We start from the raw sequence: 12500 nt of genomic DNA, 5'->3' as shown, positions 1-12500 counted from the left end.
AAGTGCATTCTGCGCATCTATATTGACGTAGCACACCGAAAAAAACCCCGACCGCATGGTCATGCGGCCGGGTCGAAAGACACCGTCTCTTGGCACGAGGATGGTGCGCGGCAAGTATAAGATGTGACGCGCTATTACGAAATATTGTTGATTAAAAATTGGTGCAGTTTTGTGATTGCGTCTCAAAAAGAAACATTGCCGCGAAATGCCGTTTTAGGCGACGTGTCGTCGCACGCATATCCGAAAGGATGGCGAAAGGAATGAGTGCCGCTGATGCGGAACGAGCGATGCAGGCGCGGCGCGCCGCAGGTGGCGCCCGTCGCGATTCAGAAATCGTTGCGCATCTTGTGAAGCAGGGCGCCGGGCGACTGGCGCGTGTCGACCGCGGTGAGGACATCGGTCAGGAACCACGGCAGGTTCAGTTGCGTATCCGAATCGCCGACGCAGATGCGGATCGGCGGGGCCTTCGACGGCGAGCGGACGTCCTGCATGGTCTCCCGTGACGGGACGCAGTTTTTCGCGGGTGCCTGAACGGGAACCGGCGCGGCGGCACCGGACGGTGCGCCAGCGGTTGCCGGCAAGCTGACGGCGGCAAGCAGGGTCAGGACAGCGGCAGTGGCAACGCGTTTCATGAGGATTCTCCGGCGATGCCCGTTCGACCGCGCCGGCCGGCGCGAGTTCGTCAGCCGCGCGCGACGCTTGCCGGCCGCGCCGGCTGCCGGCTGCGCCACTGCTGCGGCGATTCGCCGGTCCAGCGCCGGAAGGCGCGCGTGAATGCGCTGTGCTCCGAATAACCGAGCAGCCAGGCGACTTCCGCCAGCGTCAGCCGCGGATCGTTCAGGTGGTCGATCGCGAGCCGCCGCCGCGTGTCCTCGCGCAGGATCCGGTAGTTCAGCCCGAGTTCGGCCAGCCGGCGATGCAGCGTGCGCGACGACACATGCAGGTCGGACGCGATCTGCTCGATGCTGGCTTCGCCTTGCGTCAGCAAGCGTGCGACGGCTTCGCGCACCGACTGTTCGAGGTCGTCGGTCTGCCGCAACTCGGCGAGCAGCGCGCTCGCCTGGCGTTCCATCATGTGCCGCAGCGCGTCGTCCGGCTGTTGCAGCGGCTGCGTGAGAAGGTGCAACGGAAACGCGAGCCGGTTCACCGGCTGGCCGAACCGCACCGGGCAGCCGAAGTAGTCGACATACGGCCGTGCGTCACGCGGTGACGGATGCACGAAGCAGACTTCGTCGGGACCGTTGCGCGTGCCGGTGATGTTGCGCGCGAACTGGACGATCGCGGTCAGCGCCACTTCGTCGACGAGCGGGCCGAGCGGTTCGGGCGCATCGTGCCATTCGATCGCGACCGACGTCGCCTCGACGCGCACTTCCATGCGCGCGACGTTCGCGATCAGGTGTTCGTATTGCTGCCAGCGCGCGAGCGCGGCGCCGGCGTCGCGGCACGCATGCAGCGCATAGCCGAGTGCGCCGAGATGCGCGGGCGTGATCCGCTGGCCGACGTGCAGGCCGAGCAGCGGATCGTCGAGCGCGCCGACCGCGCGTTCGAGCAGGCCGCGCCAGTGCGCGCTCGCATACAGCGTCAGCCCGCGATCGTCCTCGGGCGGTCGCGCCTCGCCGAGCACGCGCGCTGCATCCTGGCCTTGCTCGGACAGATAGTCGAACAGCAGCCGCACGTAGGTGCTCGAGTAGTAGACGCGCTGGGTCGCGAGCGGAGAGGCGGCGGGCATGGCGGAAAGTGTCAAGTAATCGTCGGCAAGTGTCAACGCGGGTTGACCCGTGCGCGACCATACTGCGCGGCAGTTCCTGATCGAGGCTGCCGACATGCCGACCGAGTTGATGACGTGGCTCCATGCGTTCCTGGGTAACGACGTGGACTGGAAGCAGGTGTTGCTGATCGGCATGACGCCGGTGTTCCTGATCGCGTTCGCGATCGAATATGCGGTGATGACCGGGCGCGGGCGCCGTGAACCGTTTCGCGGGAAGGAGATCGTCGCGAACCTGTCGCTCGGCGCCGGCTATCAGGTGGCCGAGACCGTGATGGGGCTCCTGTTCACGGGCGCGATCTTCGCGTGGGTCTATCGGCACCGGCTGTTCGACGTGCCGGTGAACGGCTTCACGATCGTGCCGATCTTCGTCCTCGTGGAATTCTGCTACTACGGGTTTCATCGCACGTCGCACCGCGTGCGCTGGTTCTGGTCCGCGCACGTGCCGCATCACAGCGGCGAAGTGATGAACTTCACGACGGCGATGCGGCAGTCCCTGCTGAACGCGTTCGTCGGCGTGTTCGTGTTCTATCTGCCGCCCGTGTGGCTCGGCATTCCGCCGGCCGTCGTGCTGTTCCTGCTCGCGGTCGATCTCGCGTACCAGTACTTCGTGCATACCGAAGCGATCGGGCGGCTGCCGCGCTGGTTCGAGTACGTGTTCGACACGCCGTCGAACCATCGTGCGCATCACGGCCGCAATCCGCGTTATATCGACAGGAACTACGGCGGCGTGCTGATCATTTTCGATCGCATGTTCGGCACCTATGTCGAGGAAACGGAACCGGTTGACTACGGGATCACGCAGCAGATTCGTTCGTACAACTTCCTGGTTCTGAACGTACACGAGTTCGTCGACATGTGGCGCGACGTGCTCGCCCCCGGGCCGGTTCTGCAGCGGTTGAAACACCTGTGGATGCCGCCCGAGTGGGAGCGGCCGGGGCATCGGCCGATCCATACGTGGAGCGTCGAGCGCAAGGGCGAGGAAGACGAGGAAGGCGCAATGGCACCGCGTGCCGAGCCGGCCGCCGGCGCGACGGTTTCCGGGCGCAAGATCGTACAAGCCACCGGGACGCGCCCGGGCTAAGCTGGGGGTTTTCCTCGGCGAAAGGCGTGGCGGGCGATGACAAGGAAAGTATTCTGGGACGATCCCTACCGGACCACGCTGGATACCGTCGTCACGCACGTCGACGGCGAACGCGTGCGGGTGGATGCGACCATCTTCTTCGCGTTTTCAGGCGGCCAGGAAAGCGATGCGGGATCGCTGGGCGACTATCCGGTCATCCGGGCCGAGAAGCAGGGCCTCGACATCGTCTATACGCTTCCGCATGACCATGCGCTGCGCGTCGGGGATCCGGTGACCTGGCGCATCGACTGGGCGCGCCGGTACCGGCTGATGCGCCTGCACTTCGCGGCCGAAATGGTGCTGCAACTGGTCTACCGGCTCAGGCCCGGTATCGAGCGCATCGGCGCGCATATTGCGCAGGACAAGGCGCGCATCGACTTCGCGAGCGATATGAGCCTAGCGCCGTTGTTTCCGGAGATCGAAGCGGCTGCGGCCGATCTGTCGAAGCGCGACCTGCGCATCGTGACCGACTTCAGCGATGTCGACGCGCAGCGCCGCTTCTGGACGGTCGACGGCTTTGCGACGATGGCATGCGGCGGCACGCATCCCGCGACGACCGGCGAGATCGGCATGCTGACGCTCAAGCGCAAGAATACCGGGAAGGGCAAGGAGCGGATCGAGGTGATGCTGCTCGACCCGCAGGCGGCAGGCGGGCGCGCGACGATGCGGCTTGCGTGACCCGCGCCGCTCGTCACGCTTGCGTCACTGGTACCCGTAGCACTGCTTCAACGCCGCATAGTCGTAGAAGTGGCTGGCCGGCGCGATCTTCGCGCCGTCGCATGCGGCCTGGAAATCCGTCTCGCGCTCGTTGTACAGCATCTTCACGATGAGCCGTGCCCCGTTGCGATAGACATCCCACTGCATGTTCGCGGCCATCGGCGACACCTGGTCGCCGCGCCACGGGTTGTTCGCGTACGTGTAGGTCTGCGCCTGCGGCGTCGGCACGAACACGTTCTTCAGGTTCATGATCGACGCGAACGGAATCACGATTTCCGCGTGCGTGAAGCGCAGCTTCGCGGCGCGCGTCAGGTCGCCGTGCGTGATCGCGTCGACTTCGCGGAAGAAATCGTCCTGCAGCACTTTCGCCATCCGGTACGTAACGGGGTTTGCCTCCTGGATACCGGGCCCCTTCTGGTAGTAGTCCTCGGCATCTTGCAGATACGCGAGATACTGCGCCTGCTCGGCGCCGATGTACTTCTCCAGCGTGACGCCGCCGGTTTCCGCGGTCATCGCGGGCGCGATCTGCAACAGGTTGTACAGCACGTTCACCGCATCGACGGCTGTCGCGATCTTCGTCTTGCCGTCGCCCTTCAGCGTGTTGGTGAACTTGCCGTCGGTCGACGTGAACGCATAGGTGCCCGTGTTCGCGAACGTGTAGCCGTCGGTGCCGAGCTTCGCGATGAACGCCGGCGATACGAGTGCGGACAGCACCGTCTGTGCGACGTCGGCCGCTTGCGGTGCGGCCTTGATCGCCTTCAGCTTCGCGGCTACCGTCGCGTCGTTCGCATAGGCCTGATACGCCTGGCTCGCCTGATAGGTTGCGTAGTACGGATCGCTCGTATCGGTCACGAGATCGGTGGCTGGCTTCAGCGAGTGGAAATACAGCAGGAAGCGGTTGGTGCCGGCCGGCTGCGTGGCCGGCGCGTTCGCCGGATAGCCGGACGGCGCGGCGGGCAGCGTGATGGCCGGCGCCAGTGCCGGCTGAGCGGCGACGAGCGCCGCGGAGAAATAGGTCGAGCTGTCGACCGCGCGATCCTGGCCCGAGTTGACGACGACGACCTGCCGGTTGCCCGCCGCGAACAGCGTGGGCAGCCGTTGCGCGAGACGCGTGGCGAGCTGCTGGTGTTCGCGGATGCCGGTTTGCGTGAGGTTGCCGTACCCGGGCGTCGAGATGCCCGGCACGCCGTAACCGAGCAACGCGTTGGCCTTCATCATCGCGTACGTGTCGGCCTTGAGTTGCGCGCCGAGCGCGGTCAGCGCGCCGTCGGCCTCGGCCTTGAGCAGCATCGCGTAGATCGCGCCGTCGTACTTGAAGCCCGACAGTCCGCGCGAGCCGTGGCGCGCGACGAGTTCGGTATAGACGGGCGCATAGCCGGCAGGCGGCGCTTCGTAAGTCGCGGCATCCTGCTGCGGACGATACGGCGTCTTCGTCTGGTAGTAGGTTGCGGGCGCCGGTGTCGGCTTGGGCTGTGGTTGCGGCTGCGGTGCGGGCGTCGTGTTGCTGTCGTCGGCCGATGTGGCGCGCGGCGTCGAGTCGTCGCCGCCACAGGCGGCGAGCAGCAGGCAGGCAATCGTGAGGGCGGTGGCGGTGCGGGTCGGGCGTGTCATCGTGGCGGGCAGCGGACAGGACGATGCGCGTTCGCGTCGTCCTGTCTCCGGGAGAGTTCGGTCAAGCCCGGAAGTGTTGCAAGCGACTTTGACAGCAGAATGTCAGGATGCGGTCGGCTAATCGTCGGATTGCCGCCGGATCGATGCTGGCCGGCTGCTGCCGGCCCGTGTGCCGACGCTCAGTGCAGGCCGGCCGATGCGATCGAGCGCACGGTGTCGGTGATGTTCACGCAGCGCGACAGACCGAAATGCTCGGCTTCGCGGCGCTCCGGTTCGCTGCTCGCGATCGCGACCGCGCGTTCGGGCGGCACGCCGAGCGCCTGCAGCGCGACGTCGAAAGGATGCTGATTCGATCCGGAGTCCTGCTGATTGGCATCGGTGACGACGACCGAGAAGCGGTCGAGGTTCGCACGGCCGAACTGGCCTTCGAACATGTCGCTGAGCCGTGCGGCGGGCAGCGTCGTGACGAGACCGAGCCGATATCCTTCTTCCGATGCCTGGTCGAGCCACTGGATGATCGCGTCGCGTTGATGGCGCGCTTCGTGTGAATCCGGTGTTGCTTCGATCTGTGCGAATGCTGCGTCGAGACGGGTGACGATGGCTTCGATAACCACGGTGATTCCTCTTCAGAGACGTGATGATCCGTTCGCCGACGGGAATGCCACACACCTTAGCGTCGATCCGGAAAACGCGACCAATTAATATTTTTATCAGACTCATACGATTCGACTAATGAATCGGGTCGCGAGCCAGAGTGGGCATGGGATGCGTGTCTTATGGTGTTTTTCGCGCGGATTGCGTCGCATCGACGGCCTTCGATGTGATGCACCAGCGTAGCGCACAGTCTGAATGCATCGGGCATATGCATATAAAAAAACGGCATATCGGGCGATGGCCGCCCGATATGCCGTCATGCGATGCTCGCGTGCGAGTCGTCGCTCAGTGCAGCTTGATCGACGGCTGGTTGCGGCTTTGCAGCCAGTGGCTCAGCGACTGGAACAACGCGCGCTTCACGCCGACCACGCTGAACAGGTGCTTGCGGTACAGGAACTTGTACAGCCCGATCGCCGCCAGCCCGTCGACGATCAGCGAGCGCGAACGCACGCTGATGTCCGCCTGGTACACGGCGCCCGCATGCCCGAGCGACACGACGGTGCCCGCATCGTGGAACGTGAAGCCGGCCACCGGCTTGCCGGCGATGCGCCGCGCGAACGCGTTGACCAGATACACGGCCTGCTGGTGCGCGACCTGCGCGCGCGGCGGCAGGAATCCGCTCGCACCGGTCGACGGGCATGCCGCGCAATCGCCGAATGCATATACGTGCGGATCGTCGGGCGTCTGCAGCGTGTCGGTCACGATCACCTGGTTCGAGCGGTTGAGCGCGAGGTCGCCGATGTCCCGCAGAATCGCGGGGCCTGCGACGCCGGCCGCCCAGATCGTGATGTCGCTCGCGAGCCGCTCGCCCGTGGCGGTCGTCACGGCGTCCGCACCGACTTCCGCCACACGCGTATCGGTCAGCACGTCGACGTTCAGCGCGCGCAGCTGTGCGTGCATCTTGCCGGACAGCCGCGCGTCGAGCGCCGGCAGGATACGCGGGCCGCCTTCGATCAGCCGGATGTGCACGTCGCGTGCGGACACCAGCGCCTTGAAGCGGTACGTCGTCAGTTGCTGGACCGCGTGCCGCAGCGCGGCCGCCAGTTCGACGCCCGTCGCGCCCGCGCCGATCACGTTGATGCAGATCGGCGCCGCGCGCCGTGCCGGTTGCTGCTCGGCCGCGTGATTCGCCTTCGTGCAGGCCGCGAGGAACTTGCGGCGGAAATCCTCGGCCTGGTCGAGGTTTTCGAGCGGCAGTGCATGGCGCGCGGCGCCCGGCACGTTGAAGAAGTTCGTCACGCTGCCGACGGCGAGCACGAGATCGTCATAGCCGAGTTCGCGCTGCGGCAGGACTTCGGTGCCGTCCGCATCGTGCACGGCCGCGATCGTCGCGGTGCGGGCCGCGCGGTCGACCCGCTGCAGTGCGCCCTGCACGAAGCGGAAGCCGTGGCGCTTGGCCTGCGCCGCGTACTCGATCGTGTGCGAGGCCGGGTCGCGATGGCCCGATGCGGCTTCGTGCAGCAGCGGCTTCCAGAAGTGCGTCGGATAGCGATCGACGAGCACGATGTCGGCCTGGCCGCGACGTCCGATCGTGTCGCCGAGACGCGTCGCGAGTTGCAGGCCGCCGGCGCCGCCGCCGACGATCACGATGCGCGGCAGGCGCGGTGCGCGGTCCGTTGCAAGGTTGGGCGTGGTGTTGTCCATGTTGGGCTCCCGCTGAATGACGATTCGGATGACATTGCTCAAGAACCGACGATATAGTTTCGAACCCACTCGAACAATTTAATGTTTATAAGCGACTCATATGTATTCACTTATAGGAAAGACCGCGACGTTCCGGCAACTGAAGGCGCTGGACATGATTGCGCGGCTCGGCAGCGTGTCGCGCGCGGCCGAGGAGCTGAACCTGACGCAGCCGGCCGTGTCGCTCCAGGTTCGCCTGCTCGAGGAGGCCGTGGGCGCCGCGTTGCTGCAGCGGGTGGGGCGCGGCGTGCAGCTGACCGCGGCCGGCGAGATCGTGTCGCGCTATGCGCGCGAGATCCTGCATCTGTGGAGCGAGGCCGGCGACGAAGTGGCCGCGCTGACGGGCGACCTCGGCGGTACGCTGCGGATCGGCGCGATCACGACGGCCGAATACCTGATCCCGCCGCTGCTCGTCAAATTCACCGCGACGCGGCCGCACGTGAAGACGTATTTCAAGGTCGGCAACCGCGACGACATCATCCGCATGCTCGCAACGCATGAAATCGATCTCGCGGTGATGGGCAGCGCGCCGAAGGAGCTGCGTACGCACGCGGTCGAGTTCGCGAAGCATCCGATGGTGTTCGTCGCGGCGCCCGGCCATCCGCTGATGCAGCGCAAGCGCGTCGCGCTGAAGGATCTCGAATCCGCGCACCTGCTCGTGCGCGAACGCGGTGCAGGCACGCGCTCGACCGTCGAGAGCCTGTTCAAGAACGCGGGCCACCGGTTTCATGTGGGCTCCGAACTGTCGAGCAACGAGGCGATCAAGCAGATGGCCGAAGCGGGGCTCGGCATCGCGTTCCTGTCGTTGCACGCGTGTGCACTCGAACTGCGCACCGGGCTGCTCGGGCAGCTGCCGTTTCCCGGCAACCCGATCGAGCGCGAATGGTATGTGGTCACGCTCGCCGACCGGCGGATCTCGCAGGTGACGGGGCTGTTCCGGGATTTCCTGATCAAGCAGGGCGCGCCGGTGATCGACGGTGCGACGGTGGCGCCGCACGAGCGGCGGCGCAAGTAGGCGGATACGTTGACCGGCCGGTCAGACGAGCCCGAAATCGTCGTTGCTGTCGGGAATCGACGCGAGCAGCCGTTCGAGCCGGTACCAGCCGACGCGACGCAGGCACCAGGCGGCGATGGTGGTGCGGCTGGTGCGCGAGCGGGGATCGGACGAAGGGCGGGCGGCGGTGGAAGGCGAGCGCGCGATGAACGCCGCGCGTTGCGGGCAATAATGGGGCATGACGGTCTCCGTAGGTGTCGGATGGAGCGATCGTAAGCGTCGCGGCGCCCGCCGGCGCGCACGCAAGGATCATCCGGAGCAGAAACGGATGATCTTTTTCTGCTCGACCCGGGCGCGCCGCCGGCAGCCCGGCAGGCGGGCTGAAAACGCGTCACAATGCGCGTTCGACATCCCCATCCACGGGAGGAAGGCCATGAGCGATGCGATTCTCGCGGCGCCGGCGGACAACGGCGTCCCGGTCAGCCTGCGCTCCAGCCGCGGGCTGGGCTGGCAGGGCTTTGGCGCGTCGCTGCTGGAGATCCGCGCGGGCACCTACCGGATTCCGGCGGCCGAGCATCACCGGATCGGCGTGCATATCGGCTCGCCGGTTCGTGCGGATTGCGTGTGCGACGGCGAACGCGTGTCGCGCATCCAGGCGCACGGCGACGTCGACGTGATTCCGGCCGGCTTGCCCGGCCAGTGGACCGACAGCGCCGACTGCCGGATCCTGCACATCATGCTCAGCGACACGTTCGTGCGGCGCACCGTCGAGCAACTCGAACTGAAGCCGTCGCAGGCGCAGATCCGTCGCCGGCTGCAGGTGCGCGACCCGCGGCTGCAGCACATCGCATGGGCGATGGCCGCCGAACTCGAAGCGGAAGACGCGTCGGATCCGCTCTACGCGGAAAGCCTGTGCACGGCGCTCGTCGCGCGGCTGGTCGACGGCCAGCCCGCGTTCCGCGAACGCAGGCGCACGCTTGCGCCGAAGGCGGCCGCGCGGGTGATTGACTATGTCGAAGCGAATCTCGAGCGGCGCATGACGCTGGCCGAACTTGCGGCGCTCGTGTCGATCAGCGTGCCGCATTTCAAGGTGCTGTTCCGCGAAACGCTCGGGATGCCCGTGCACCAGTACGTCGTGCGGCGCCGGGTGGAGCGGGCGAAGGCGCTGCTGCTCGAAGGCCGGCTCAGCATCAGCCAGATTGCGCTGGAAGCCGGGTTTGCGCACCAGAGCCACATGGCGAACTGGATGAATCGCGTGCTCGGTGCGACGCCGACGGAGATCGCGCGGTCGGGGGCGCGGGGTGGGTTGCGGCTGGCGTATGACGGAGAGGGCGGCGGAAGCGGGACATAACGAAGCGATGGCACGGATTCGGATACGTGATTTCGCGTTTGATCCGAAGGCAATTGTCCAACAGGCTGCTGGCCAATTGTCACGCTCACCTTCCCTGTCTCGAGGGAGCTGCTGAAGTGCAACGTCTCATGATTGGCAGATCGTGCGATCCGGGGTGACAGGTGTTGCAACGAGCTGCTCGCATGGCGCGGCCATTCAACTCGTCATCCTTTCCTGCTCGATTCATCCCTCCCTGAGCGCCGTTCTGGCCGCACAACCCGACAATCACGACACCTTCATCCCCCAGGAGCGAATCGTGTTCGTGATCTTCGGAGCATCAGGCAACGTCGGCCTGTCGACCGTGACGACCTTGCGCAACGCAGGCCATTCCGTGCGCGCGGTGTTGCACGACGCGCGCCATCGCGACCGTTTCGTACAACTCGGCTGCGATGTCGCGATCGCGGAACTGACGGATGCGAATGCAATCGCCGCAGCAATCGATGGCGCACAGGCCGTGCAGATCCTGTGCCCGGTACCGGTCGCCGACCCCGATCCCGCCGCGACGATGACGCGAACGATCGACGTGGCGACCGCCGCGCTCGCCGCAAACCCACCTCCCGCACTGCTCGCGCTATCGGACTACGGCGCGGAGCGCGACGGCAATACCGGCATCACTCGCCTGTTTCATCATTTCGAGGAACGGCTGAAGACGATCCCGACGCAGCTGACGTTGCTGCGGTCGGCCGAGCATCTGCAGAACTGGGCGCGCGTCCTCCCGGTCGCGCTCGGCACGGGCGCGCTGCCGAGCTTCCACCATCCGGTCGGCAAGGTATTTCCGGCGGTCTGGGCGCCCGATGTGGGCGTCGTCTCGGCGCGGCTGCTGCTCGATGCACAGGAAGGTGGCAGCGGACCGCGCATCGTCAGCGTGGAAGGGCCGCGGCGGGTGAGCGTGACGGCAATCGCGGATACGCTCGGCGCGGCGGCCGGCCGCTCGATCGTCGCGCATGAGCTGCCGCGCGACACGTGGAACGCGACGCTGCTGCGCGCCGGGCTCAGCGAGCGCCATGCGCAGCTGATCGTCGATCTGTACGACGTGCACAACGCCGGCCAGATCGACGTCGAGGCAGGCGTGTCGGAGCGCGCTTACGGGACGACGCCGCCGGTAGATGCACTCTCGCAACTGGTGCGCCAGCACGCACGCTGATCGAAGCGGCAGCGCGTGGCGCACATGACAGACATCACGCCGCCCGCCGCACCTTGTTCAGCACCGCATACGACAGCGACCCGATCACGATCCCCCAGAACGCCGAGCCGAGGCCGAGCCACGTCATCCCCGACGCGGTCGCGAGGAACGTGATCACCGACGCTTCGCGGTGGTTCTCGTCCTCGAAGATCCCGTGCACGTTCGCGCTGATCGCACCGATCAGCGCGAGCCCCGCAAGGATCGCGACGAACGCCTTCGGCAGCGCGAAGAACACCGTGACGATCGTGCCCGCGAAGAGCCCGCCGATCAGGTAGAACGCGCCGTTCGCGAGGCCGGCGATGTAGCGCCGGTCCGGATCCTCGTGCGCGTCCTTGCCGGTGCACAGCGCCGCGGTGATCGCGGCAACGACGATCGTGATTCCGCCGAAGCAGGCGACGACGAGCGACATCACGCTGGTCGCGGTGATGATCGGGCGCGCCGGTGTGTGATAGCCGGACACGCGCAGGATGGTCATCCCCGGCAGGAACTGGCCGGTGAGGCTCACGACGACGAGCGGCAACGCGAGGCTGAGCGTCGTGCCGAGCGTCCATTCGGGCGCGATGAAGAGCGGGCGCGCGATGCTCGGCGACACGTTGCCGAGGTGCGTCATCCCGAGCAGCGTCGCGAGCGCGGCGCCCGTCAGCAGCACGAGCACGATGCTGTAACGCGGCAGCAGGCGCCTGAAGATCACGTAGGCCGCGATCATCCCGAAGGCGAGCACGGGCTGGTCCGACGCGGCGGAGAACGCATGCATGCCGAACGGCAGCAGGATGCCGGCCATCATCCCGCACGCGATGCCGCGCGGAATGTGGCGCACGAGCCGGTCGAAATAGCCCGTCACGCCGATCAGCAGGATGATCAGCGCGGCCGTGATGTACGCGCCGACGGCCTGGTTGAGCGTCAGTTGCGGAAACAGGCCGACGAGCAGCGCGGTGCCGGGCGCCGACCACGCGGTGATGATCGGCACCTTCATCTTCCAGCTCGCGAACAGGCCCGATACGCCCGCGCCGATCGAGATCGCCCAGACCCACGACGACACCATTTCATTGGACACGTGCGCGGCCTGCGACGCCTGGAAGAAGATCGCGAGCGGGCCTGCGTAGGAAATCAGGACAGCGAGAAAGCCTGCGGTGATCGCGGAAACGGACCAGTCGTTGCCGATCGTTCGGATCGTGCCGGGCGGGGAGTTCGGTTGCATCGTCGTCGGGGAATGCGGCGCGCGGCCGCGAGGCAGAGCCGGGGCGAATGATTGTTGGAAGCCCCGGATGAGCCGTCATTCTGGGCATTGCCGGCGCAATTGGCAATTCGCCGGCGAAGAACGGAATTGTCGGCGTTTCGTAAGGATTCGCGCAATCGTGGGTGGATCGATGGCCCTGCCGG

The 12500-nt window shown here is 66.3% G+C and carries 12 protein-coding genes; 5 read left to right on the top strand and 7 right to left on the bottom strand.

Features of this window, described 5'->3' with window-relative positions:
* Nucleotides 1-326: 326 nt before the first annotated feature.
* Both HWX87_RS19750 and HWX87_RS19745 read right to left on the bottom strand, forming a co-directional pair.
* Nucleotides 327-632, bottom strand: a complete 306-nt coding sequence (locus HWX87_RS19750; protein ID WP_176048676.1) for a hypothetical protein — start codon at nucleotides 630-632, stop codon at nucleotides 327-329.
* A 50-nt stretch (nucleotides 633-682) separates the two neighbouring features.
* Entirely contained in the window at nucleotides 683-1729 is a 1047-nt protein-coding gene (locus HWX87_RS19745; protein WP_176048675.1) for an AraC family transcriptional regulator, read from the bottom strand.
* Nucleotides 1730-1823: 94 nt separating this feature from the next.
* Between HWX87_RS19745 and HWX87_RS19740 the strand changes: the two genes are divergently transcribed.
* Both HWX87_RS19740 and HWX87_RS19735 read left to right on the top strand, forming a co-directional pair.
* Complete coding sequence (locus HWX87_RS19740; protein ID WP_176048830.1) at nucleotides 1824-2849, top strand: sterol desaturase family protein; 1026 nt, start codon at nucleotides 1824-1826, stop codon at nucleotides 2847-2849.
* A gap of 36 nt (nucleotides 2850-2885) precedes the next feature.
* The gene (locus HWX87_RS19735) at nucleotides 2886-3566 is read left to right on the top strand and encodes an alanyl-tRNA editing protein (RefSeq protein ID WP_176048674.1); all 681 of its coding nucleotides are present in this window, start codon (nucleotides 2886-2888) and stop codon (nucleotides 3564-3566) included.
* A gap of 24 nt (nucleotides 3567-3590) precedes the next feature.
* On the opposite strand, the gene HWX87_RS19730 is transcribed toward HWX87_RS19735, so the two are convergent.
* The 3 genes from HWX87_RS19730 to HWX87_RS19720 form a co-directional block, all read right to left on the bottom strand.
* Nucleotides 3591-5216 carry a histidine-type phosphatase gene (locus HWX87_RS19730; protein WP_176048673.1) on the bottom strand — a complete coding sequence of 542 codons (1626 nt, stop codon included), beginning with the start codon at nucleotides 5214-5216 and terminating at the stop codon, nucleotides 3591-3593.
* Between the two features lie 179 nt (nucleotides 5217-5395).
* Nucleotides 5396-5830 (bottom strand): phosphatase, encoded by a 435-nt coding sequence (locus tag HWX87_RS19725; protein WP_176048672.1) that lies wholly within the window; start codon nucleotides 5828-5830, stop codon nucleotides 5396-5398.
* Nucleotides 5831-6155: 325 nt separating this feature from the next.
* Nucleotides 6156-7514 (bottom strand): NAD(P)/FAD-dependent oxidoreductase, encoded by a 1359-nt coding sequence (locus HWX87_RS19720; RefSeq protein WP_176048671.1) that lies wholly within the window; start codon nucleotides 7512-7514, stop codon nucleotides 6156-6158.
* A 100-nt stretch (nucleotides 7515-7614) separates the two neighbouring features.
* Here HWX87_RS19720 and HWX87_RS19715 point away from each other — a divergent pair, with 100 nt between their 5' ends.
* Nucleotides 7615-8568, top strand: a complete 954-nt coding sequence (locus HWX87_RS19715) for a LysR family transcriptional regulator (protein WP_176048670.1) — start codon at nucleotides 7615-7617, stop codon at nucleotides 8566-8568.
* A gap of 21 nt (nucleotides 8569-8589) precedes the next feature.
* Here HWX87_RS19715 and HWX87_RS19710 read toward each other — a convergent pair whose 3' ends face one another.
* Nucleotides 8590-8787: a hypothetical protein gene (locus HWX87_RS19710; RefSeq protein ID WP_176048669.1), complete on the bottom strand. Its 198-nt coding sequence runs from the start codon at nucleotides 8785-8787 to the stop codon at nucleotides 8590-8592.
* 193 nt (nucleotides 8788-8980) lie between these two features.
* Here HWX87_RS19710 and HWX87_RS19705 point away from each other — a divergent pair, with 193 nt between their 5' ends.
* Both HWX87_RS19705 and HWX87_RS19700 read left to right on the top strand, forming a co-directional pair.
* Complete coding sequence (locus HWX87_RS19705; RefSeq protein ID WP_176048668.1) at nucleotides 8981-9898, top strand: AraC family transcriptional regulator; 918 nt, start codon at nucleotides 8981-8983, stop codon at nucleotides 9896-9898.
* A 295-nt stretch (nucleotides 9899-10193) separates the two neighbouring features.
* Nucleotides 10194-11081 (top strand): NAD(P)H-binding protein, encoded by an 888-nt coding sequence (locus HWX87_RS19700; protein ID WP_176048667.1) that lies wholly within the window; start codon nucleotides 10194-10196, stop codon nucleotides 11079-11081.
* A gap of 34 nt (nucleotides 11082-11115) precedes the next feature.
* Here HWX87_RS19700 and HWX87_RS19695 read toward each other — a convergent pair whose 3' ends face one another.
* A complete protein-coding gene (locus tag HWX87_RS19695) occupies nucleotides 11116-12318 on the bottom strand; it encodes a benzoate/H(+) symporter BenE family transporter (RefSeq protein ID WP_176048666.1) in 1203 nt (400 codons plus the stop codon).
* Nucleotides 12319-12500: the final 182 nt, after the last annotated feature.

The organism is Burkholderia sp. BCC1644 (genome assembly GCF_902833225.1).
Taxonomy (GTDB): domain Bacteria; phylum Pseudomonadota; class Gammaproteobacteria; order Burkholderiales; family Burkholderiaceae; genus Burkholderia.
This window is presented reverse-complemented; position numbering and strand designations above follow the sequence as displayed.

Bases quoted from the DNA above. Each gene is read 5' to 3' on its own strand.
- HWX87_RS19750 (WP_176048676.1), bottom strand. From the start codon at position 632: ATGAAACGCGTTGCCACTGCCGCTGTCCTGACCCTGCTTGCCGCCGTC.
- HWX87_RS19745 (WP_176048675.1), bottom strand. From the start codon at position 1,729: ATGCCCGCCGCCTCTCCGCTCGCGACCCAGCGCGTCTACTACTCGAGC.
- HWX87_RS19740 (WP_176048830.1), top strand. From the start codon at position 1,824: ATGCCGACCGAGTTGATGACGTGGCTCCATGCGTTCCTGGGTAACGAC.
- HWX87_RS19735 (WP_176048674.1), top strand. From the start codon at position 2,886: ATGACAAGGAAAGTATTCTGGGACGATCCCTACCGGACCACGCTGGAT.
- HWX87_RS19730 (WP_176048673.1), bottom strand. From the start codon at position 5,216: ATGACACGCCCGACCCGCACCGCCACCGCCCTCACGATTGCCTGCCTG.
- HWX87_RS19720 (WP_176048671.1), bottom strand. From the start codon at position 7,514: ATGGACAACACCACGCCCAACCTTGCAACGGACCGCGCACCGCGCCTG.
- HWX87_RS19715 (WP_176048670.1), top strand. From the start codon at position 7,615: ATGTATTCACTTATAGGAAAGACCGCGACGTTCCGGCAACTGAAGGCG.
- HWX87_RS19710 (WP_176048669.1), bottom strand. From the start codon at position 8,787: ATGCCCCATTATTGCCCGCAACGCGCGGCGTTCATCGCGCGCTCGCCT.
- HWX87_RS19705 (WP_176048668.1), top strand. From the start codon at position 8,981: ATGAGCGATGCGATTCTCGCGGCGCCGGCGGACAACGGCGTCCCGGTC.
- HWX87_RS19695 (WP_176048666.1), bottom strand. From the start codon at position 12,318: ATGCAACCGAACTCCCCGCCCGGCACGATCCGAACGATCGGCAACGAC.